At 65.0% G+C, this 22,765-nt stretch carries 17 protein-coding genes and 1 riboswitch; of the genes, 8 read left to right on the plus strand and 9 right to left on the minus strand.

Going from position 1 to position 22,765, the window contains the following annotated elements:
* Position 1 precedes the first annotated feature (1 nt).
* The 4 genes from LJ655_RS06290 to LJ655_RS06305 form a co-directional block, all read right to left on the minus strand.
* Complete coding sequence (locus tag LJ655_RS06290; protein ID WP_230560403.1) at positions 2 to 3,136, minus strand: MdtB/MuxB family multidrug efflux RND transporter permease subunit; 3,135 nt, start codon at positions 3,134 to 3,136, stop codon at positions 2 to 4.
* Between the two features lie 23 nt (positions 3,137 to 3,159).
* Positions 3,160 to 4,530, minus strand: a complete 1,371-nt coding sequence (locus tag LJ655_RS06295; RefSeq protein WP_230560404.1) for an MdtA/MuxA family multidrug efflux RND transporter periplasmic adaptor subunit — start codon at positions 4,528 to 4,530, stop codon at positions 3,160 to 3,162.
* Positions 4,531 to 4,946: 416 nt separating this feature from the next.
* Entirely contained in the window at positions 4,947 to 5,792 is an 846-nt protein-coding gene (locus LJ655_RS06300; protein WP_230560405.1) for an IclR family transcriptional regulator, read from the minus strand.
* A gap of 507 nt (positions 5,793 to 6,299) precedes the next feature.
* Positions 6,300 to 7,466 (minus strand): MFS transporter, encoded by a 1,167-nt coding sequence (locus tag LJ655_RS06305; protein ID WP_230560406.1) that lies wholly within the window; start codon positions 7,464 to 7,466, stop codon positions 6,300 to 6,302.
* Between the two features lie 463 nt (positions 7,467 to 7,929).
* Here LJ655_RS06305 and LJ655_RS06310 point away from each other — a divergent pair, with 463 nt between their 5' ends.
* Complete coding sequence (locus LJ655_RS06310) at positions 7,930 to 8,955, plus strand: alpha/beta fold hydrolase (protein ID WP_230560407.1); 1,026 nt, start codon at positions 7,930 to 7,932, stop codon at positions 8,953 to 8,955.
* Between the two features lie 231 nt (positions 8,956 to 9,186).
* Here LJ655_RS06310 and LJ655_RS06315 read toward each other — a convergent pair whose 3' ends face one another.
* From LJ655_RS06315 to LJ655_RS06325, 3 genes are all read right to left on the minus strand, one after another.
* Positions 9,187 to 9,549, minus strand: coding sequence for a BON domain-containing protein (locus LJ655_RS06315; protein WP_230560408.1), 363 nt, complete (start codon positions 9,547 to 9,549; stop codon positions 9,187 to 9,189).
* A 273-nt stretch (positions 9,550 to 9,822) separates the two neighbouring features.
* Positions 9,823 to 10,203, minus strand: a complete 381-nt coding sequence (crcB, locus tag LJ655_RS06320; protein WP_230560409.1) for a fluoride efflux transporter CrcB — start codon at positions 10,201 to 10,203, stop codon at positions 9,823 to 9,825.
* A gap of 72 nt (positions 10,204 to 10,275) precedes the next feature.
* Positions 10,276 to 10,337: riboswitch (Fluoride riboswitch) on the minus strand.
* Positions 10,338 to 10,414: 77 nt separating this feature from the next.
* On the minus strand, positions 10,415 to 11,602 hold the full coding sequence (locus LJ655_RS06325) for an ammonium transporter (RefSeq protein WP_230560410.1): 1,188 nt from the start codon (positions 11,600 to 11,602) through the stop codon (positions 10,415 to 10,417).
* A 434-nt stretch (positions 11,603 to 12,036) separates the two neighbouring features.
* On the opposite strand from LJ655_RS06325, the gene LJ655_RS06330 reads away from it, so the two are divergent.
* From LJ655_RS06330 to LJ655_RS06350, 5 genes are all read left to right on the plus strand, one after another.
* On the plus strand, positions 12,037 to 13,716 hold the full coding sequence (locus LJ655_RS06330; RefSeq protein ID WP_230560411.1) for a sensor histidine kinase: 1,680 nt from the start codon (positions 12,037 to 12,039) through the stop codon (positions 13,714 to 13,716).
* A gap of 78 nt (positions 13,717 to 13,794) precedes the next feature.
* On the plus strand, positions 13,795 to 14,259 hold the full coding sequence (locus LJ655_RS06335) for a BCAL1086 family glycoprotein (protein WP_230560412.1): 465 nt from the start codon (positions 13,795 to 13,797) through the stop codon (positions 14,257 to 14,259).
* 93 nt (positions 14,260 to 14,352) lie between these two features.
* A complete protein-coding gene (locus tag LJ655_RS06340) occupies positions 14,353 to 14,862 on the plus strand; it encodes an Rrf2 family transcriptional regulator (RefSeq protein WP_230560413.1) in 510 nt (169 codons plus the stop codon).
* A 105-nt stretch (positions 14,863 to 14,967) separates the two neighbouring features.
* Positions 14,968 to 15,615, plus strand: coding sequence for an NAD(P)-dependent oxidoreductase (locus LJ655_RS06345; RefSeq protein WP_230560414.1), 648 nt, complete (start codon positions 14,968 to 14,970; stop codon positions 15,613 to 15,615).
* 118 nt (positions 15,616 to 15,733) lie between these two features.
* Positions 15,734 to 18,562, plus strand: coding sequence for a mechanosensitive ion channel family protein (locus LJ655_RS06350; protein ID WP_230560415.1), 2,829 nt, complete (start codon positions 15,734 to 15,736; stop codon positions 18,560 to 18,562).
* Between the two features lie 59 nt (positions 18,563 to 18,621).
* Here the strand turns inward: LJ655_RS06350 and LJ655_RS06355 are convergent, their stop codons facing one another.
* Positions 18,622 to 19,188 carry a cysteine dioxygenase family protein gene (locus LJ655_RS06355; RefSeq protein WP_230560416.1) on the minus strand — a complete coding sequence of 189 codons (567 nt, stop codon included), beginning with the start codon at positions 19,186 to 19,188 and terminating at the stop codon, positions 18,622 to 18,624.
* A gap of 138 nt (positions 19,189 to 19,326) precedes the next feature.
* On the opposite strand from LJ655_RS06355, the gene LJ655_RS06360 reads away from it, so the two are divergent.
* Both LJ655_RS06360 and LJ655_RS06365 read left to right on the plus strand, forming a co-directional pair.
* On the plus strand, positions 19,327 to 19,800 hold the full coding sequence (locus LJ655_RS06360) for an Lrp/AsnC family transcriptional regulator (RefSeq protein ID WP_230560417.1): 474 nt from the start codon (positions 19,327 to 19,329) through the stop codon (positions 19,798 to 19,800).
* A gap of 171 nt (positions 19,801 to 19,971) precedes the next feature.
* On the plus strand, positions 19,972 to 20,181 hold the full coding sequence (locus tag LJ655_RS06365; RefSeq protein WP_230560418.1) for a hypothetical protein: 210 nt from the start codon (positions 19,972 to 19,974) through the stop codon (positions 20,179 to 20,181).
* A gap of 19 nt (positions 20,182 to 20,200) precedes the next feature.
* Here LJ655_RS06365 and LJ655_RS06370 read toward each other — a convergent pair whose 3' ends face one another.
* A complete protein-coding gene (locus tag LJ655_RS06370) occupies positions 20,201 to 22,594 on the minus strand; it encodes an FUSC family protein (RefSeq protein ID WP_230560419.1) in 2,394 nt (797 codons plus the stop codon).
* Between the last annotated feature and the right edge of the window lie 171 nt (positions 22,595 to 22,765).

Consider the following 22,765-nt stretch of genomic DNA (forward strand, 5'->3'; position numbering starts at 1 on the left):
CTCAGTTCCTTGCATCGGCGGCGGGCGGCGTGGCGCTACCGGACGAATCGCCGCGGTGAAAGCGCGCGCGCAGCCGGCGGCCGAGCGAATCGAACGCGAGGTAGATCACCGGCGTCGTGAACAGCGTCAGGAGCTGGCTCACGATCAGACCGCCGGCGATCGCGATACCGAGCGGACGGCGCAGCTCCGAGCCCGCGCCGGTGCCGAGCATCAGCGGCAGCGCGCCGAGCAGCGCGGCGAGCGTGGTCATCAGGATCGGCCGGAAGCGCAGCAGACACGCCTGATAGATCGCCTCGCGCGGCGGCTTGCCTTCCTCGCGTTCGGCGTAGAGCGCGAAGTCGATCATCATGATCGCGTTCTTCTTCACGATACCGATCAGGAGCACGATGCCGATGATGCCGATGATGTCGAGATCGTGGCCGGTGATCAGCAGCGCGAGCAGCGCGCCGACGCCGGCCGACGGCAGCGTCGACAGAATCGTGATCGGATGGATGAAGCTCTCGTACAGCACGCCGAGCACGATGTACATCGTGACGATCGCCGCAAGGATCAGGAACAGCTCGTTCGCGAGCGACGCCTGGAACGCGAGCGCCGCGCCCTGGAAGCGCGTCTGGAACGACGCGGGCAGGCCGATGTCCTTTTCGGCCTGCTCGATCGCCTGCACGGCCGCGCCGAGCGACGCACCCGGCGCGAGGTTGAACGACACCGTGGTGGCCGGGAACTGGCTCAGGTGCGTAATGAGCAGCGGCGCGGGCCGCTCGATGAACTTCGCGATCGATGACAGCGGCACCTGGCCGCCCGCCGACGTGGACGAGGGCAGGAAGATCGAGTTCAGCGACTCGGTGTAGCGCTGCATCGTCGGCTGCGCTTCGAGAATCACGCGGTACTGATTCGACTGCGTGAAGATCGTCGAAACGATGCGCTGGCCGAACGCGTCGTACAGCGCGCTGTCGATGGTGGCCGGCGTGATGCCGAAGCGTGCCGCGGTCGCGCGGTCGATTTCGATGAACACCGAGCGGCCGTTGTCCTGCAGATCGGTGGCCACGTCCGCGAGTTCGGGCGACTGCTTGAGCCGGTCGACCAGCTTCGGCACCCAGGTCGTGAATTCGCTGATGTTCGGATCGGTCAGCATGAAGTGGTACTGCGTCGGGCTCACGGTCGAGTCGATCGTCAGATCCTGCACCGGCTGCATGTAGAGCGACGCACCCGGAATGTGCGCGACGTCCTTCTGCAACTGGCGGATCACGTCGCTCGCGGTGTTGCTGCGGTCGTCGCGCGGCTTCAGGTTGATCAGCATGCGGCCGCTGTTCAGCGTGATGTTGCTGCCGTCCACGCCGATGAACGAGGTCAGGCTTTCGACGTCCGGGTTCTTCAGGATCTGCGCGGCGAGCGCCTGCTGACGCTCGGCCATCGACGCGAACGACACCGATTGCGGCATCTGCGTGATCGCCTGGATCACGCCGGTGTCCTGCACCGGGAAGAAGCCCTTCGGCACGAACACATAGAGCAGGCCGGTCAGCACGAGCGTGAGCAGTGCAACCACCAGCGTGGAGCGCTGGCGGTTCAGCACCCACGTGAGCGCGACCGCGTAGCGCGCGATCACCCAGTCGATGAACTGGTGCGCCTTCGCCTCGAAGCGGTGGCTTTCAGGCGGCGGCGTATGGCGCAACAGCTTCGCGCACATCATCGGCACGAGCGTCAGCGACACGACCGCCGAGATGACGATCGTGACCGCGAGCGTGATCGCGAATTCGTGGAACAGGCGTCCGACCACGTCGCCCATGAAGAGCAGCGGGATCAGCACCGCGATCAGCGAGACCGTCAGAGAAATGATCGTGAAGCCGATCTGCTTCGAGCCCTTCAACGCGGCTTCGAGCGCCGTGTCGCCTTCCTCGACGTAACGCGCGATGTTCTCGATCATCACGATCGCATCGTCGACGACGAAGCCGGTGGCGATGGTCAGCGCCATCAGCGACAGGTTATCGAGCGAGAAACCGAACAGGTACATCACGGCGAGCGTGCCGATCAGCGAGAGCGGCACCGACAGGCTCGGAATGATCGTCGCGTAGACGTTGGCGAGAAACAGGTACATCACGAGCACGACCAGCACGACCGACATCGCCAGCTCGAACTGCACGTCGCGCACCGACGCGCGGATCGTGGTGGTGCGGTCGGTGACGACCTGCACGTCGAGCGCGGCGGGCAGCGCCTGCTGCAGTTGCGGCAGCAGCGCCTTGATGCTGTCGACCACCTGGATCACGTTCGCGCCCGGCTGGCGCTGCACGTTCAGGATGATCGCGGGCGTGTTGTCGACCCACGCGCCGAGCTTCGTGTTCTCCGGTCCCGCCACGATGCTCGCGACGTCGGTCAGCATCACCGGACGGCCGTTCCTGTATGCAACGACGGCGGTCTTGTACTCGTCGGCGTCGGTCAGCTGGTCGTTCGAGTTGATCGTGTAGTTGCGCGTCGGGCCGTCGAAATTGCCTTTCGGCGTGTTGACGTTGAGGTTCGAGATCGTGGTGCGCAGGTCGTCGAGGTTCAGGCCGTATGCGGCGAGCGCGCGCGGGTTCGCCTGAATGCGGATCGCCGGGCGCTGGCCGCCCGACAGGCTCACGAGACCCACGCCCGCGACCTGCGAAATCTTCTGCGCGAGCCGCGTATCGGCGAGATCCTGCACCTGCGTGAGCGGCAGCGTCTTCGAGGTGATCGCGAGCGTCATGATCGGCGCGTCGGCCGGGTTGACCTTCGCGTAGATCGGTGGCGCGGGCAGGTCGGACGGCAGCAGGTTGCCCGCCGCGTTGATCGCCGCCTGAACTTCCTGCTCGGCGATATCGAGCGGCAGATCGAGGCTGAATTGCAGCGTGATGATCGACGAGCCCGCCGAGCTTTGCGACGACATCTGGTTCAGCGACGGCATCTGCCCGAACTGCCGCTCGAGCGGCGCCGTCACCGACGACGTCATCACCTCCGGGCTCGCGCCCGGATAGAAGGTCTGCACCTGGATCGTCGGATAGTCGACCTCGGGCAGCGCGGACAGCGGCAGAAAGCGCAGCGCGACGAGGCCGACCAGCATGATCGCCGCCATCAGCAGCGCGGTGCCGACGGGACGCAGAATAAAAGCGCGGGATGGATTCATGCGGTAAGTGCCGTGCCTTTACTTTATTGCGATGCGTGCGCTGCGTGCCGGCCGTGACGCGCGGGTGCGCCCGAGGCCGCTGCCGGAGCGCTAGCGCCCTGTGCGCCGGATGCGCCACGGGGCCGCTCGGCCGGGATCGTGATCTTCGCGCCTTCGCGCAGTCGGTCCGAACCGTCGGTCACGACGCGCTCGCCGACCGCGAGGCCCGAGCGGATGCTGGTGCGCTCGCCGTCGACCGGGCCGGGCTTGACCTGGCGCACGGTGACCGTATTGTCGGGCTTCACGACGTACACGAACGGACCCATCGAGCCGTTGAGCACCGCCGAGGTCGGCACGATGACCGCGTCCTTGATCGTGTCGACGAGCAGGCGCGTGTTGACGAACTGGTTCGGGAACAGTCCGTTGTCCTTGTTCTCGAAGATCGCGCGCAGCCTGATCGTGCCGGTGGTCGTGTCGATCTGATTGTCCATCGTCTTCAGCGTGCCCACTTCGAGCGGATGGGTGTTGCTGCGGTCGTAGGCGGTCGCCGAGAGCTGCTCGCCGTTGCGCGTGTGCTCGATGATCTGCTGGAGGTTGTCTTCGGACGTCGTGAAGACCACGCTGATCGGATCGAGCTGCGTAATCACGACGATGCCGTTGGCGAGGCCCGAGGTCACGTAGTTGCCCGGGTCGACCTGACGCAGACCGACGCGTCCCGACACCGGCGCGGTGATGCGCGCGTAGATGAGGTCGAGCTTGAAGCTGTCGACGTTCGCCTGATCGGCCTTCACCGTGCCTTCGTATTGGCGCACCAGCGACGCCTGCGTGTCGACCTGCTGGCTTGCGATCGAGTCCTGCGCGAGCAGCGTCTGGTAGCGCTTCAGATCGAGACGCGCGGTGGCGAGCAGTGCCTGGTCGCGCAACAGCGTGCCCTCGGCGTTGCGCAGCGAAATCTCATACGGGCGCGGGTCGATCTGGGCCAGCACGTCGCCCTTCTTGACCATCTGGCCTTCCTTGAAATAGACGTCCTGCAGCACGCCGCTCAGCTGCGGCAGCACGGTGACGGTGGCGAGCGGCGTGACCGTGCCGAGCGCGGTCAGCACGACCGGCATCTCGCCCTGCGTCGCCGCGGCGACGTGCACCGGTTGCGGCACGTCGATCGCGTTCGGACCGCCGCGGCCGAAACGGCCAGCGCGTGCACCGCTCGCGGCGCCCGGCGCGCTCGCGCCGGGCCCGCCCCACGGATGCCAGCGCCACAGCACGACGCCGAGCACGACCAGCGCCGCGACGATCAGCGCAATGGTGCGGCCACGGTGGCGTTTCACCGTGCCGGGCGCGCTCGACTGCGCGCCGCTCGCGGCCGGTTCAGACGCGGCGGGGCGTTGGGTTTCCGGGTGCTTTTGTTGTTCGTCCATCGGTTCGGTCAGGTGGCTGGGCTTGATGATGTGAGCCGCTCATGCGGCCGCCGCCATTCGAAGAGCGGGGCAACGGCACATGGGCGGCAGGTCAGGCGGTTGTGGCAGCGAGCGCCGCGAAAGTTCAGGGCGATGCTACCCGAGGCGCGGGACAGAGATGTTAGCGCAATGCGGAATCACCACAGATGGGCGGGGCCGATTTCGCCGGCGCTCACGGCTCGCCGCGCACGCGTTCGCGCGACGCGATGCGATGCGATGCGATGCGATGCGATGCGTGATCGTACGTTGCGGCGTCCGTAACAGTCCACCCGCGGTTTTTTTCGTTTGATTACGAAGGTTACAGGATGTCAGTGGATTGCCGGGCGAGGGCAGGGCGCCAGCAACGGGCGCCGTTTGGCACCCGTTGCTGCGGGATCTTATTCGTCGAGTCGGCGCCCAGGCGCGCCGCCGATCTCCATGACGATCATGTCGATGCATTCGAGCAATGCGGGCGCGGCGTGCGAGATCAGCCAGTCGCGCGGACATTGGTTGGCCGAGCCGCCGCAATTGACCGCGTAGCGCTCGCCCGACGGCCCGACGAAGCCAAGCGCGATCGCGTTCAGGCCGTCGTACCACTCGCCGGTGGCGATCGCGAAGCCGCGCTCGAGCGTGTCCTCTATCGCGCTTTCGAGGCGGCTGCCGAGATAGCCCCAATCGTCGCCTTCGGCCGTCTGCAGGCCGGCGAGCAGACGGTCGCGCTCCGGCTGCGCGAGCGAAGCGAGGTACGCCCGGCCGACGGCGGTGCGCGTCAAGCTCATGCGCGAGCCGACTTCGAGCCGCGAGACGAGCACCGCGGAACGCGGCCGGATCGTGTCGATCACGACCATGTCGTAGCGGTCGCGTACAGCAAGATGCACCGACAACGCGGTGCGCTCGGCGAGCTCGATCAGGAAGGGCCGGGCGCGGGAGCGGATGTCGAAGTTGCGCAGAAAGCCGTTGCTCAGTTCGAGCACGGACGAGGTCAGCACGAAGCGCTCGCTGTCGGGCAACCGCAGCAGGAAACCGGTGCCCACGAGCGTGGCGGTGATGCGCGACACGGTGGGCTTCGGGATGCCGGTCAACTCGGTCAGCTCGCGGTTGCTGAGGGGCGCGTGCGCGGCGGCGACGGTGCGCAGCACGGTCAGGCCGCGCGCGAGCGCGGTGACTTCGTCGCCCGGGCCGCCCCGGTCTTTGCTGGTTGGGACCCTGGCGGCTTCGGTCTGGTTAGGCGTGGATTGGTTCATGCGTTATTTTGAAACTTTATTTCAAATTATTCGTTCGGCAACCTGTTGCGGGGTGCTTTTCGAATGCGCGGACATCTCCAAACCGGGGCGAGAATTTTTTTATATTTTAGAAAGCTTATTGTATCGGAACGAATTGCTCATTGGCGGACCGATCGATGTTCTACTTGACTTAATCAGCATAACCATAAAAAATGGAACCTCATTTCAAAAGCCGCTTCCACAGGCTGTATTCTGGTGCATGTGAGCGCAAAATCCCGGAATCCAGGACCGATTGCTCATTCAATGAGTGTCGCGGCTTTTGAATACCGTCTCTCAGGTTCTAGCACGGCCCTCGGAATGGCTAGAACTTTTAAGGCGTCACGGCAACGTGACGCCTTTTTTTTGTCGTCCATCAGGCACGCCACAGTCGAGGTCTGATTGGATCGGTTTTTCAGATGCGGAAGCCGAGGCGAATATTGCAGCCGTCGATCAGGACGTGATGACAGCGATTGGCGGATCCGGATGCGCTCACGAATTGAATTTCGCAGCGAGGCTTTGCCGGTCGCGCAGCACGGATAGCACGAGCGCTCCCATGCCGCACATGGCGATCAGCGCGGTCAACGCGCTTTTTCCGGCGTGCACGAGCACCCAGCCGCCGACGGCCGGAAAGCCGAACGCACCGAGCGAATAAGCGACGATGAACCATGTCAGCGCGGCCTGACGATGGCTGACATCGGAATCGTTGACCGCCTGTTCCTGGATCACAGGATAGGCGAGCCCGTAGCCGGCCCCGAACAGCACGGCGCTGGTCGGGTGGAACAGCGTGTGATACGGAACGGCGAACATGGCTGCAATGCCAAGCAGCATCAATATGATTACGAGTTTGGTCGCGATTTCACGCGGCGAACTGATCACGAGCCGTCCGAGCAGCCAGCGCGCGAGAACGACCGTCACGGTGTAAAAACTGAAGAACGTCCCGGCGTGGGATCCGGTACCCTGAACGAGCGACATCTGGAACGTCAACAGGCCGGAGAAGACGCAGGCGCATAAGCCAATCATCGCGATCGAGTGAACCGCGCGCGTGCGGAGAATGGCGCCCGAGTTGAGCGTCCATGTCTTTTGCGGGTGCGTTGCGGGATCCGGCGACAAGCGTGCGAAAACTTCCAGCATCAACGATCCGACCATGCACAGGCCCGCGATGACGAGCAGCACGCTTGCGACGGTCCAGTGCAGCGAGCGGATCGCGAACGCGGCTAACGCCGGACATGCGCCGATGCCCAGCATTTGAATCGTGCCGAATCGCATGAACCATGAGCCTCGATCGCTATTCGTGGTTCGTTCGGCGAGTGCCATTGGAGCAGCGAGGCTGAACGAACCCCAGCCAAAACCGACAAGGAATCCGGGAAGAAAGCCGATCGCATTCTCGGGCGCGATTATCGTGAAAGCCGCGACGCCTGTGCCGAGGCATAGCGTCGCGATCGACGTCAATCTCGCCGCGCCTATGCGCGGGGCGAACCAGTCGACCAGCGGAAAGCTCAGAAACGTGCCGATCACTGCTTGCGCGAACGCAACTCCGGTGTTCAGATCGGTTCCGCCCGTGGACCGGAAATGCATCGAAAGCAAAAACGTCGCGCCATAACCGCTGGCGGCGAGCAGCGTGCCGAGTAGTACGAAAAGAGCATGGAATGGTTGCATGCGCCGAACTCTGTTGATCGACAAGGGCACCGGCTGCCCTGATGGATTGGGCGAAACGCTGGTTCGCGAGCCTTTCGCAACGGTGACCTGCAGCTGTCTATCTGGCGTCGCCCTACGCATGGCGACGCGATTAACGAATCGCCCAGTCGTGTGACCGGCTGACATATTAATCCTTCAACCCGCGCGAATTTCCAATACCAAAGTACTAGAGCCTCTTCAATACACTCAATGTAAGCTTCAGGCTTGACGAACGGTTGAAACAGGCATTGAAGTTTGATTGACATCGAGGGTGTCTGCGATGGCTTTCCTTGCGTCCGACGTGGTAGCCCGCTGCGGATATATCTGCGTATAGCTCGCTAAATCGATCGCCGTATAGTCCTATCCACTGATGCGATGGTGCATCGTCACATCTGCCCATAAGCTTGATCGAGTCGGCTTTTAACTAATCACGAGGAGATGAAGCGTGGCAGAACTGATTAACGAACGCCGTCGGCGAATTCTGGGAACCAGCTTGGCGGGCGTTGCGCTGGCGGGAACGGGCGTTGCCGGATTCGCCGGCGCGCAGTCGGCGTCCGCGAGCCCGAACGCGGCGTCCTTCGGTGAAATTCACCGGGTTCAGGCGAATGGCCTGAGCATCGGATATGTGGACGCCGGCCCGAAAGAAGGTCCGGTCGTCGTCTTGCTGCACGGCTGGCCCTACGATGTCTACAGCTTCGCCGAGGTCGCGCCGATACTCACGGCGGCGGGGCATCGGGTGCTCGTGCCGTATTTGCGCGGCTATGGTCCGACGCAATTCGTGTCGGCTGACATACCGCGCAATGGTCAGCAAGCCGTTGTCGCCGTCGATATCGTCGCGTTCATGGACGCGCTGAACGTCAGGCAGGCCGTCATCGGCGGGTTCGATTGGGGCGCGCGCACCGCCAACATCATCGCCGCGCTGTGGCCGGAGCGCTGCAAGGCGCTCGTCTCCGTGAGCGGTTATCTGATCGGCAGCCAGGCTGCCAACGAGAAGCCGCTGCCGCCAGCGGCTGAACTGGCATGGTGGTATCAGTTCTATTTCTCCACGGCGCGCGGCCAGGCGGGGTACGCTCAGAACAGCCACGATTTCAACAAGCTGATCTGGCGTCTTGCGTCGCCACAGTGGCGCTTCGATGACGCGACTTACGAACGCACGGCGGCTTCGTTCGACAATCCCGACCATGTTGCTGTGGTGATCAACAACTATCGCTGGCGTCTGGGGCTCGCGCAAGGCGAGGCCAAGTACGACGACATCGAGAAGAAGCTTGCGCTGTCGCCCGCGATCGCGGTGCCGACCATCACGCTCGAGGGCGATGCCAACGGCGCGCCGCATCCGCAGCCGGCCGCGTACGCCGCGAAGTTCACGGGCAAATACCAGCACCGCGACATCAGCGGCGGGATTGGCCACAATCTGCCCCAGGAAGCGCCCCAGGCGTTCGCGGACGCGCTGCTGCAGGTCCAGCGCCTGTGACCGAAGCGTGCGCTCAATGATGCTCGCTTGCGTGTCAAGGATCGCGACTGCGAGTTCACGCGCTACGCGCGTTGCGTTGCGTTGAACGCATTGGCTGCGCCGGTGCTGGCGACGCGAAAATCCGCGATCCGCGTCACGGCACATCGCGCACCGTCGACAGAGCCGTTCTCGTGAGACCGCTGGAATGCGCCGGCACAGCCGGCGCGGTCTTCGACGATGAAACCGGCAGGATCAGGGCGCGGCGTACAGCGTCAGCTTGCTCGTCACCGACTGCACGCCCGGCACTTTCGACGCGAGATCCTGAGCGACCTGGTCTTGCGATTCGTCGAGAATGGTACCTGCCAGGGTGACCTTGCCCGAGCGCGAATTCGCGAACACGGCGATGTCCGTGTCATTCAGTTCTTTCGACTTGAGCAGAGCCTCGCGGACCTTCTTGGCCAGTGCATGATTGGCGGCGCGATCGGCATGCATCTCCGCGCGAAGCTGCTCTTTGGTGGGAGCGGCGGTGTCGGCGGCGGTCGCAGCCTGTACGAGTGCGGCCGACGACAGCAGAGCGGCGAGCGCACCCGTGAGTGCCTTGTGGCGTAACGTCATGAAATCACCTGTTCACGAGGGATTGAGGAGGAGTCTTGAGTGTGGGTCTTGCCCGCTAGAAAGGATAGTCTGCGGTCCGCTTCTTTTCTATCGGACGTTCGGTGCCGAACACTATACGGATGTGGACAGAGCGTCATACCTTCGGATATTGCGCGTCGAACCGTCACTGTGTCTTTATCGGTGACCGGGAAAGACGAGGATCAGGAGCGCGGTCGGGATCGCTAGCGGATCGAAGGGTTCGAGCGTGTGTGGGCCACGCGTGACGCGTGCGCCTCAGCGCGCCAGCAACGAAACCGTGGCGATGCCGAGAATCGTCATGATCAGCGACGCGCTCACGTGGATCGCCACTTCGCCGGCCGCCCAGCCGAGCCGCCCGTCCTGCAAGCGCTGCACGACCTCCGCGGAGAATGTCGAGAACGTCGAGAGGCCGCCCATCAAACCCGTGATGACGAACAGGCGCCATTCCGGCGCGAGCTGCGGCACGCGCGCGAAGCCCGCGACCGCTACCCCGATGATGTAGCCCGCGATCACGTTGGCAGCGAGCGTGCCGAGCGGCAGGTCGCTAAAGATGGCGTTCAGGCGAAAGCCGAGGAACCAGCGGAACAGCGAGCCGAGTGCGCCACCGATGGCGACCGCAAGAAAAGACCAATACATGGAAGAGGATCGAAACCGGAATGTCGACAAACCGGTTGATGCGGGCGAGTGGATGCCGCGTCCGCAAAACCGGGCGTAGCAGGCATCATCAGCCCCAAAGGCGGTTAATGGAGAATGCCATCTCCAGCCGCGGAGTCTAACATCGGCGCGCGCATTTGGGGACAGGCACGTGATGCGCGCCTGTCCCGTTTTCCTCGCGCGCCGCCGCCTGTTACTCCGCGGTCGCCGAAATCTTGTGGATCGACAGGTCGGCGCCGTTGTACTCCTCTTCCTGGTCGAGCCGCAGACCGACGGTCATGCGGATCACGCCGTACACGATCGTGCCGCCGAGCCCCGCGACGACTATGCCGCCGAGCGTGCCAATCACCTGCGAACCGAGCGACACGCCGCCCATCCCGCCGAGCGCTTGCATGCCGAAGATGCCGGCCGCGATGCCGCCCCATGCGCCGCACAGGCCGTGCAGCGGCCACACGCCGAGCACGTCGTCGATGCGCCAGCGGTTCTGCACACAGGTGAACATATAGACGAACAGCACGCCGGCAATACCACCCGTGACCAGCGCGCCGAGCGGATGCATCAGATCCGAGCCCGCGCACACGGCCACGAGTCCCGCGAGCGGGCCGTTGTACGTGAAGCCCGGGTCGTTGCGGCCCGCGAGCCACGCGGTCAGCGTGCCGCCGACCATCGCCATCAGCGAGTTGACCGCGACGAGGCCGCTGATCTTGTCGAGCGTCTGCGCGCTCATCACGTTGAAGCCGAACCAGCCGACCGTGAGGACCCATGCGCCGAGCGCGAGGAACGGGATATTCGATGGCGGATGCGCGGCGATGCCGCCGTCGCGGTGATAGCGGCCGTTGCGTGCGCCGAGCAGCAACACGGCGGGCAGCGCGACCCAGCCGCCGAACGCGTGTACGACCACCGAGCCCGCGAAATCATGGAACGGCGCGCCGAAAGCATGCGTGAGCCAGTCCTGGATGCCGAAACGGTCATTCCACGCGATACCTTCGAAGAACGGATAGACGAACCCGACCAGCACGAACGTCGCGCACAGCTGCGGATTGAATTTCGAGCGCTCGGCGATGCCGCCCGAAACGATCGCGGGGATCGCGGCGGCGAACGTCAGCAGGAAGAAAAAGCGCACGAGGCCGTAGCCGTTGTGCTCGGCGAGCGACGCGGCATTGCCGAAAAACTGCACGCCGTAGGCGATCGTGTAGCCGATGAAGAAATACGCGATCGTCGAGACCGCGAAGTCGACCAGAATCTTGACCAGCGCATTGACCTGATTCTTCTTGCGCACGGTGCCGAGCTCAAGAAATGCGAACCCCGCGTGCATTGCCAGCACCATCGCGGCACCGATCAGAAGAAACTCCGTGTTGGCCCCGTATTTCAGACTTTCCATCGATATGTCCCGCTTTTTTTACCAAAAAAGTGCGCTATAGAGCAAGAAGCGGGCCAAAGTTGTGCGAATCGCGTTGATGCGGTGCAATCGGGCACCGGGATGGGATCCGAAACCGCTGCGGCGATAAGTGGTGCAATGACCTCATGCACCGCGAAAGAGAGTCAAAGCACAGGAAAAGTGCATAAACCGGCGTCGCTGCCACGCGTGACCCAGACAAGGGCGCAATATTCGATTTCTATTACAGTTTTATTCGGAATCCTGACGCATCGACCTGTTCGCCGGTCGCGCGCCTGCCCATTTCTGGCGCAAAGTCTGCCGACGCGGGAAACCGCGGTAGGCGTGTTCGTGACCCTCTTTGTCTTCGCGCACAAACGCCGACATAATGTGCCGACCCCGTGCTTGAACCGTCGGCCAACTCCTCGAGATGCGCACGCATGAGACTAACTACCAAGGGCCTGCTGCTGATCGCGATTCCGGCCGTCTTCGAACTCGCGCTGCTCTCCGGGCTCGTGAAGGCCCAGGCCGACGCGACTTTGGCCGAACGCTGGGCGATGGATAGCGAGGAGGTGCTGCGCCAGACCACCGGGATTCTCGACCCGGTGCTGTCCGAATCGGTCGCGCTGCGCGGCGCGGTGCTCGCTAACGACATCCGCTTCGCGACACCGGTCGCGCTGTGGGTGGAGGTCGACCGGCGCATCGATCAACTGGCCGAACTCGTCGCCGACAATCCCGCGCAGGTCGAGCGCGTGGTCCAGGTGCGTCAGGCGGTGCAGGCGTACCGTCAGTGGTCGGACCGGATCCAGGACCTGCTGCATGCCGGGAGGCGCGGCGAGATTCTCGAGCGCTTCCACGATCTCGCTCAGGCCGACGTGCTCGATCGTTTCCGTTTGCAGGTAACCGCGTTCCAGACCGAGGAGCGCCGCCTCGACATGGCGCGCTCGAATGCGGCCGCCGCCGCGCGCGCGCGGCAACAGACCCTGATCGTCGCGGCCGCACTGGGCTCGCTGCTGTTCGTCGCGCTCGCCATCTGGATGTTCACGCGCGGCGTGCGCGGCCGGCTCGCGCTTCTGTCCGACAACGCAGCACGGCTCGCCGGCAACGAGCCGCTCGCGCCGATCGGCGCGGGCCACGATGAAATCGCACGGCTCGACCTGACCTTGCACGAGACGAGCCGCCGTCTGCTCGAAGCCGAGCGCATCGAGGCACGCTTTCACGCGGACCTCGAGCGCCGCACCGCCGAGCTCGCGAGGATCAACGAGACTTTGCGTCAGCAAACGCAGGAAAACGAAATGTTCATCTATAGCGTGTCGCACGACCTGCGCGCGCCGCTCGTGAACCTGCAAGGCTTTTCGAAGGAGCTGATTCGCGCGTGCGACGAGTTGCGCGACGCGGTGCGCGACTCGTCACTTGCGATGAGCACGCGCGAGCGTATCGAGCGGATCGTCGACGAAGACATCGGCGAGGCGCTGCATTATCTGCAAACCGCGGTGCTGCGCGCGTCGCACATCATCGACGCGCTGCTGCGGCTCTCGCGTGTCGGACGTGTCGAGTACCGGCGTCAGAAGGTCGATGTGCGCGACATCGTGCAGCGCGTCGTCGATGCGATGCAGGGCTCGATTCGCGCGCGGCGCGCGCGCGTGACGGTGGGCGAACTGCCCGCGGTATGGGGCGACCCGACCGCGCTCGAACAGATCTTCGCGAACCTGGTCGGCAATGCGCTCAACTATCTGGACCCGGCGCGCGAAGGCCGCGTCGAAATCGGGACGACGCCCGCGCCGCCGGGCGTGCATTCGCTGCGCATCTTCTACGTGCGCGACAACGGCCAGGGCATTCCGGCGATCGCGCTGCCGCGCCTGTTCACCGCATTCCAGCGCCTGCATGGCAATGCGGCGGCCGGCGAGGGCATCGGCCTCGCGCTCGTGCGGCGGATGGTCGAGCGGCACGGCGGCCGCGTGTGGGCGGAATCGAAGGAGGGGGCGGGCACGACGTTCTATCTGTCGTTGCCGGAGGCTGGCGCGGCGGTCTCCGAGGCTGCGGATGGCGCGCCTGCGCTCGCCGTGGCGGACACGGTAGGACCGCTCGAGAGCAACCGGCGAGGATCCGCCGCGCTCTGAGCAGCCGCGCGGCGCAACGGCGGTATGATGGGCGCCTCTTCGCATGCGCGAGCCGCCCGGCGCGGCTCCTTCCTGATCATGATTTCATCCCTTTCCTCATCGTTATTGCGCCGCGCCGCGGTCGTGGTCCTCGTGTTCGGCGCGCTGGCCGCGTGCCAGAAGAACGACGCGTCGGCCGGCCAGGCCGCGGGCAAGCTCAACGACGCCGCGCAATTTGCCGGCCAGAAGCTCGATCAGGCCGCGAGCTACGTCGGCCAGCAGATCGACGCGACCAAAAACGCCGCGCAGCAGAACCTCGACTCGGCCTCCGCGCCGTCGATCACGATCGACCCGTCCGCACTCGCGTCGAGCGCGCAGGCGAATCTGCAGAACGCGGCGAGCGCGGCCAGCGCCCAGCTCGGCAAGGCCGCCTCGATTACGGGCCAGGGTCTCGAAACGGCGGGGCGCAAGCTGCAGGCGTGGTCGGCGCAGAACGCGGGCACGTCGGCTTCGTCGAGCGCGCCGGCCGATTCCTCCGACGCGCAAAAACAGATGGACAAATGAGCTGCGCGAGGTTGCGTTCGTGGTTCGCGGATTGACGTTCCGAATAAATGTAATTACGATCATTACACATTGTCGTTGCGGGACGGATTTGCTGTGAACACGAGTAGCCGGTTTGCGTTTGCGGTGCATGTGCTCGCGTTGCTGTCGTTGCAGGGCGGCGTGCCGTTGTCGTCGGAGATGATTGCGGGCAGCGTGAATACGAATCCTGCGCTGATCCGCCGGCTACTGGCGATGCTCTCCGACGCCGGGCTCACCACGTCGCAGTTGGGGGCCGGTGGAGGCGCATTGCTCGCGCGGCGGCCCGAACAGATCACCCTGCTCGAAGTCTATCGCGCGGTGGAAGACGCGCAGTTGTTCGCGTTGCATCGCGAGGCGCCGAATCCCGCCTGCATGGTGGGGCGCAACATCCAGGGCGTGCTGCGCGGTGTCATCGACGAAGCGCAGCAGGCCATGGAGGCCGCGCTCGTCGGGCGCACGCTCGCCGACGCGACGGCTGATGTCGTGCGCTCGGAGAAGCAGCGCGAGCGCAAGCGCCGTGCTCGAGCGGACAAGACTGCAGTGAAAACGACGAAAGAGCAGAGCCGCAGCGTGCGTGCCGAATGATTGCGGTACGCGCCAGATCAACGAACGGGGTGAGCGCCCCGCTTTTTTTTTCGTTATATGTAACTGTAATGATTACATATAAGACTACCTGAGGAGGACGTCGAAATGAGCAAGCAACTGAAGATCGCCTTGTTTGGCGCGACCGGCATGGTCGGTTCGCGGATCGCCGCCGAAGCGGCGCGTCGCGGGCATCAGGTGACGGCGCTCGTGCGCGATCCGGCGCGCGTGCCGGCGGGCGTCGCGAATCTGCAGGCGTCGAAGGCCGATTTGCTCGACGCCGCGAGTGTTGCCGAGGCGCTGCGCGGCCAGGACGTGGTCGCAAGCGCTTATGCACCGCCGCAAGACGATCTCGCGACGCTGGCGCAAGCCACGCGCACGCTCGTCGAAGGTGCGCGTGCGGCGGGGGTCAAACGCGTGGTCGTGGTAGGCGGCGCGGGTTCGCTCGAAGTCGCGCCGGGCAAGCAACTGGTCGACACCGACGGTTTTCCGGACGCCTACAAGGGCATCGCGCTGGCGCATCGCGACGTGTTCGACTACTACCGTGGCATCGCCGATCTCGACTGGACGTTCTTCGCGCCGGCCGCGCTGATCGCGCCGGGCGAGCGCACCGGCAAGTTCCGCACGGGGGCGAACACGCTGATCGCGGACGCGCAGGGCAATAGCCGCATTTCGGCCGAAGACTACGCGATCGCGTTCGTGGACGAACTGGAGCAGGGCCGCTTCATCCGCCAGATCGCGACGGTCGCGTACTGACGACTGCCGTTCCGGATTCGCCGGCCGCGCAAGCGTACTAACATTCGGTTACGCATGTTCGGGCGCGCCGGGCAAAACTGCGGCTACACTGGCGTGTCCCGTTTTCTTACGGATTGCCATGCAGTCATGCCCGTCGCGGCTTGAGTCCGAGGCTGCGCCGTCTGGCGGCGGACAGCAGCCGGCGGGTCGCACCGCCACCCCTCTATCCTCCAGCCCCACCGCTCGCGGCCCTTCCATCTGCGGCGCCCGACCGCGCCCGAGCGCGAGCGGCTGGTTCGCGGCGCTGCTGTGCGCCGCGCTGATGCTGTGCATCGCCGCGCTGCCGCGCACGGCGCAAGCTGCGAGCCCCGCGCTCGGCGGCGGCACGCCGGTGATCCCGGCATTGCAGAGCCTGATCAACAGCGCGACGGTGAACGCGCCCGCCGCGTCCCCGGCGTCGGGCGCCTCGGCGGCCGAGGCGGCGTCGGCGCCGTCGCCAGCAAGCCAGGCGGAGCTCGCGCGCTCGCTCGACAGCGTGATCGGCACGCTCGAGAACGACCATCAGCGCACCGCGCTCCTGACTCAGTTGAAAAAACTGCGCGACGTGTCGCAAAGCGCCGCGCAAACCGTCGGCCCGCCCGCGCCCGCGCAACCGAGCCCGGGACTGCTCGGCGCGATCGCATCGGGCATCGCGTCGTTCGAATCCGACGTGAACCACGGCCGAACGCCGTTGCGCTACTGGAGCGGGCGTGTGACCGCGGCCGGCAACGAGCTGTACACGATCGTCTCGGGGCAGGGGCGTGAGGGTCTCGGCAGGATCCTGTTGACGATGGTAGCGATGCTGGCCGGCTGGGGCGCCTGCGCCGGCGCGCTGATCTATCTGCAGCACCGTCTGCACCGGCGTTTCGGCATCGAGCTCGTGCTGCGGCCCAATCCCACCACGCTCGAACTGGTGATCTTCGCGCTGCGCCGCGTGGGTCCATGGATCATCGCGTTCATCGCGGCGCTGCTGTTCGTGCGCGCGATGCCCGATGCGCTCGGCCGCACGCTCGGCCTCGTGGTCGCGTATGCGATCGTGGCGGGCGCGGTGTTTTCCGCGATCTGTCTGATCATGTTTTCGCTGTTCGGCTCGGGCCACCGGCGCGTCGCGGTGCGCCTGCTGATCGATCACGCGCGCCGGGTGCTGTTCTTGATCGGCGTGTGCGGCGCGCTCGGCGACGCGGCCGTCAATTACGACGTCGAGCATCAGCTCGGCACGAATCTCGCCGCACTGCTTTCGACCGGGGCCAACATGACGGCCGCAGTGCTCACCGGCTACTTCGCGCTCGCGTTCCGCCGGCCGGTCGCGCACCTGATCCGCAACCGGCCGTATCAGCAGCGCAACGACCACAAGGCCGCGACCGACGCGTTCGACGTGCTCGGCGCGCTGTGGCATGTGCCGGTGCTGGTGCTCGCGGCCGCGTCGGTGGTGGCGACGCTCGGCGGCTCCGGCTCCAGCGAGGACGTGCTGCAAATCTCGGTCGTCACCGCGCTGCTGCTGGTGCTGGCGTTCTTCCTGTCGGCGATCGTGCTGCGCATGACGCGGCCGCGCAGCGCCCGCGCGCGGCGCCGCTCGCCGTACCTGACGCGGCTGCTGCGCTTTTGCGGCACGCTGCTGACGCTGTTCATCTGGCTGTTTTTCTTCGAATTCGCGGCGCGTCTGTGGGACGTGTCGCTGGCCGCGGTGATCGAGAAAAACGTCGCAGCGCGCGGCATCGCGCATGCGATGTCGGCGATCGTCGCGACGCTTTTCATCGCGTGGCTGCTGTGGATTCTGGTCGACACCGCGATCACCGAGACGCTCAATCCGGCCGGGCCGCGCAACAAAGGGCGCGCCCCGAGCACGCGCGCGCGCACGATGCTGCCGCTGGTGCGCAACGTGTTGCTGGTGACGATCATGACGATCGGGGGCATCGTCACCGCCGCCAACCTCGGCATCAACGTGACGCCGCTGCTCGCGGGCGCGGGCGTGATTGGCCTGGCGATCGGTTTCGGCGCGCAGTCGCTCGTGACCGACCTGATCACGGGCCTGTTCATCATCATCGAGGACACGATCTCGGTCGGCGACTGGATCGACGTCGATGGCGGGCACGCGGGCACGGTCGAGCACCTGTCGATCCGCACCGTGCGGCTGCGCGACGGGCAGGGCGCGATCCACGCGATTCCGTTCTCGCAGATCAAGATCGTGAAGAACCTGTCGCGCGATTTCGCGTATGCGGTGTTCGAGGTGCGCATGTCGTTCTCGACCGATGTCGACGAGATCACCCAGCTGATTCGCGAAGTCGGCGCCGAGTTGATGGCCGACTTCCGTTACCGGCGCGAGATGCTGGGGCCGATCGAGGTGTGGGGCCTCGACCGCTTCGACCCGAACTGGATGGTCGTCAAAGGGCAGATCAAGACGCGGCCTTTGCAGCAATGGAGCGTTGCGCGCGCGTTCAACCTGCGGCTCAAGCGCAAGATGGACGAGGCGGGGATCGAGATTCCGGTCGCGCGGATGCGGCTCTACACGTCGTCGAGGGATAGCGAGGGCGAGCCATTGCGCGACGATGAGATGGCCGGTTTCGGTGCGCCTGCACATGCCGCGGCCGATGACGGCAGACACGCGCACGGCGATCCGCGTCAGCGGGTGCGGGATGGCGGGCACGATAGAGCTCAGGATGCGGCACCCGAGCGGGGCCATGAAAAAGCACATGAAAGGGCGCATCAAGCCGCGCGCGAGAAAGTCCGCGAAGCAGCACACGAGTATTCGCGCGAAGCTGGGTATCAAGCGGGTGGCGTTGGCCCGGCGGCGGGTGCATCAGCGCATGTGCCGCTTGCGCCCGCGCGTGACGTGTCGCACGAACCGCGTCCGGCGCCGCCGCCCACCGGGCAGAGCGAGCCGGTTCCGCCACAGATTCCGACGGCGAACGACGGCGGGGGGAAGCGTTGAGACCGGTGTTCGCGTGATGGCGTAGTCGCCTGATCACTTCACGGCGTGACGTCGAACGGTTACAGCAACTCAGCCGTGTCGGCCACGCGCACGATGTCGTTCACATGCGTGCCGAGCGCCGCGCCCTCGACACCATAGATGTGCAACGACACGGCCGGCGCATCGCTACAGTTGCCTAGCCGATGAATCGCACCGCGGCCGCTGCGCACGAACGACACCGCGCCGCTTTTGCGTGCCACTACGCGCTGCGCGCTCGCGCATTGCCGCGCGTCGTCCCATTCGAAGATCGTTTCGCTCAGCGTGCCGTCGATCACCGTGTAAGCGCACCACGTGTGATGAGCGTGCACGGGGCTCGCCTGGCCCGGCTGCCAGACCAGCGCGGCAACCGCGTAGCGGCCGCGTGGATCGGCGAGCAGCAAATGGCGGCGATAGGTGTCGGCCCACCCCTCGCGTTGCGTCGGCGCGAGCAGCGCCGGATCGGCGGCTGCCTCGGCGAGCGCGAGCCGCATGGTGCGGGCGAAGGACGGCGAATGCGACGGTTCCGGGAACCTCGAGCAGGCTTCGAACATCGCGTCGAGCGAGTCGGACAGGCGCCCGAAAGCGGTGGCGCGAAGGTTGTCGATCATGGTTCTGGCGCAGCGTGCCCGCTGCTTGTTGGCAATTTTCGGTATCGTGATTTATACCCGTTTGACCGGAGAAAGAGTTTCCATATAATTCCCTCGACCGCAAGAAAAGTAGAATAATTTCCTATAGGGGGTGGTGGCATGAGTATGGATATCATCGATCGGAAGCTGCTCGAACTGCTGCAGATCGACGCTACGATGCCGATCGCCGAACTCGCGCAGCGCGTGAATCTGTCGCAAACACCTTGCTGGAAACGGCTGCAGCGCCTCAAGGAAGCGGGCGTGATTCGCGCGCAGGTGGCGCTGTGCGATGCGCGCAAGCTAGGCGTCGGGACGACGGTGTTCGTGGCGGTGCGTACCAATCAGCACACGGAGGCGTGGGCCAGCGCGTTCACGCAGGCGGTGCGCGATATTCCGGAAGTGGTCGAGGTCTACCGGATGAGCGGCGAGACCGACTATCTGCTGCGCGTGGTGGTCTCCGATATCGACGACTACGACCGCATCTACAAGCAGTTGATCACGGCCGTGCCGCTATACGACGTGAGTTCGAGCTTCGCGATGGAGCAGATCAAGTATTCGACAGCGTTGCCGGTGCGCTCTTCGGCGGTAACCTGATCGTCGCGGCGACGGGTTGGGCGCGAGGCGCGCCGCTTGCTCGCTGCAAAGCGAACGCGCCACGGCGCATCCCTATCGCCCCGGCCGGCTGCAAGCCGCGTGCGAGCCCACTGGGCGTAGAATGCCGCCTTCCCGATTCATGCGCGACCGCTTCGCGAACCGAGCCACTTCATGACCAGACCGCCGCACAAGAAGAACCCGACCTTTGGCGTTGCCGTCTTTATCGTGGTGGCGATCCTGCTGGTGATCGCCACGCTGTTCTACAACGCGATCCGCCAAAAGCAGGAGTTCGACAGCCTGGACGCGCAGGCAAGTTCAGCGACTTCGGAAGCTGCCGCGGCGGCCGATGCGATCAAACCGGCGAGCGGCGCGGCGCAGTAACGCCAGCGCGTTTTCTTGCTCACTCCTCCGGCAGCCTGATCACGCTCGCGTCCTTGCGAATCTGCGCGGACGCCGCGAGCATCTGCTTGCATTGATGCGCGAGCAGCTTCGTGTCGTGCACCGCATCGGCCGTATAGTCCGGCGAATTCTCCGTTTTGACGACCATCGCATCGAGTTCGCGATTCATCAGTTTGATCTGCTCGCTCTGTTCGGCGGGCAACGGGGTGCCGGCTTCGGCGGCGCTCAGGTTGTCGCGCACGAGGCTCAAAGCGCGCTGCAGCGGTTGTAGCGAGACGTCCTCCACCTGTTGCTGCTGTTGCGCCGAGGCGCGCAACAGCGGCGCGGCGGCGGTGATCTGCGACGCGAGCACGTGGCTGCGCACGAGCAGACCGTTCAACTCCGGGACGAACTTCTGCGCGGACTTCGGTTCGAGCATCATCCGCTGGAACGCCTGGCCGAGATTCGCGAATGCGACGTGGACATTCTTGCGCGCCAGACGGTAGCGGTAATCGCGGTCGAGCGCGGTCGCCGCCGCGCTGGTGCGCCCAGCGGCTAGCGCGCCCACGCCGCGGGCTTCGGCTTTGACTCCAGCGACAGCGAGCGCCGGGCCGCCAAAGTCGATCGCCGGATCGGCCATCGCCGCCGCCGGCGCACGCGCGCCCGCTTCGGTCACGGCGGCGACCACCGCCGCGGCCGGCTTGCCGCTCCACCACCAGCTCGCTTCGAGATACTGCCGCGTCGCGCTGATCATGTTGTTGACGAGCTTGCCCATCAACCGGTACTCCCAGTATGGGAACAAGTGACTCGCCGCGATTGCGATCGCGCAGCCGACCACGGTGTCGATCGCGCGCTCGCCGATGATGCGCATGCTGCCCGGCGCGAGCAGATGGAACAGCAGCAGCACATACGACGACGTGAACACGACGCTCGCGGCGTAGTTGAACAGCAGCAGGCTGTAGCTCATCACCATCGAAGCGAACATCACCACCATCAGGATGTGCGGCTCTTTCACGAAGATGATCAGCGCGATGCTCGCCGCGCAGCCGATCAGCGTGCCGATGATCCGCTGCCCGTTGCGCTGCTTGGTCAGCGAGTAGCCGGGCTTCAGGATGATCACCGTGGTCATCACGATCCAGTACGCGTTCGTGAGCGGCAACAGCCGGCCGAGCCAGAAGCCGACGGCGACCGCGATGGTCACGCGCAACGCGTGGCGAAAGCTCGGCGAGGCCATCGTCAGATTCGAGAAGATCTGCCCGAGCGGCACGCGGCGGCTCGACACGAAGCGGGTCAGCGCCTCGTCGATGCGCAGTTCGGTTTCGGTGGGGCTCGGCTCGGTGGTGAGGCTTCGGCGCATTCTGTCGATCAGCCGCGTGGCGCTCCAGATGCGGCGGAAATTCGACGACACCGCCGAATACGCCTCGGGATTCTGCGTCGGCAACTCCTGCTTGCGCATCAGCTCGATTTCATACTCGATAGCGCGCAATTCCGCCTTCACGTTCACGCGCTTGCGCGGCGCCTGGTTCTGCAGCACCGCGAGGCCGATCTCCTCGAGATCTTCGGCTGCCTTGCGGATCAGATCGCGGTAGAACACCAGCAGATCGGAGCCGCCGAACGTGGTTCGCACGAGTGGGTAATCGGTGTGCGCGCCGACGAACAGTTCGTGCAGATCGACGGTATTGATGAACAGGTTGTAGAGCATCGCGCGGCGTGGTTCGAGCTTGCCGCGCTTGAGCCTGGGCAGATTGCGCAGCACGATGTCGCGCGCCGCGTCCTGGCGCTCGACTGCGGAGATCTGCTTGTCGACGAGGTTGCGGTAGCACTCGTCGAGATCGTTGTCGAGATCGTAGAACGCGGCGCGCGCGAGCAGATAGTCCGCGCACGCGAACACGCTTTCGGCGAGCGCCTGCTGCTCGATCCGATTCATCATCCGGTGGCTCACCAAGGTCGACCAGTACGTGTACCAGAGCCCGCCGAGCAGGATCCACGACGCGTTGACGAGTGCCTGCATCGGCGTGAAGTGCTCCTCGAGCGTCATGATCATCATGAACAGCGTCGCGAAGCTGATCTGCGGCCAGCGGTTGCCGTACACGACGATCAGCGACAGCACGAACGTGAGCGGCACGACCGTGCACCACAGCGCGATCGGATTGACGGTGGCGAGGCCGGTGGCGAGCGCGGACAGAAAGCCGATCACCGTGCAGGCCAGCATTTCGTTGTGCTTGTACTTGAGCGGGCCCGGCATGTCGACGACGCAGGCGCCGAGCGCGCCGGTCGCGATCGTGAAGCCGAGCTCACGATCGTGGAACACGACCAGGCACAGGATGGCCGGTAACGACACGCCGACCGCGATGCGCAGGCCGCCATAAAAATACTGGCTGTAGAGGAATTTTCTTATTTCGACTGAATAGCGCATCGACTACCTGAATCCATTCACCGAGGGAACCGCAAGTGGGAAAGACAGCGCGAAACTGCCGTCGAGTCTAACTGATTTTGCGCGCGTTCTGACCTCGTCCATTCGGCCAGGTTATGCCCTGGGGGATGGTTTGTTATGCTGTCGCTTCAATGTCCGCCAGGACTCGCGCCG

This window comes from Paraburkholderia translucens (genome assembly GCF_020881035.1).
Lineage (GTDB): Bacteria > Pseudomonadota > Gammaproteobacteria > Burkholderiales > Burkholderiaceae > Paraburkholderia > Paraburkholderia translucens.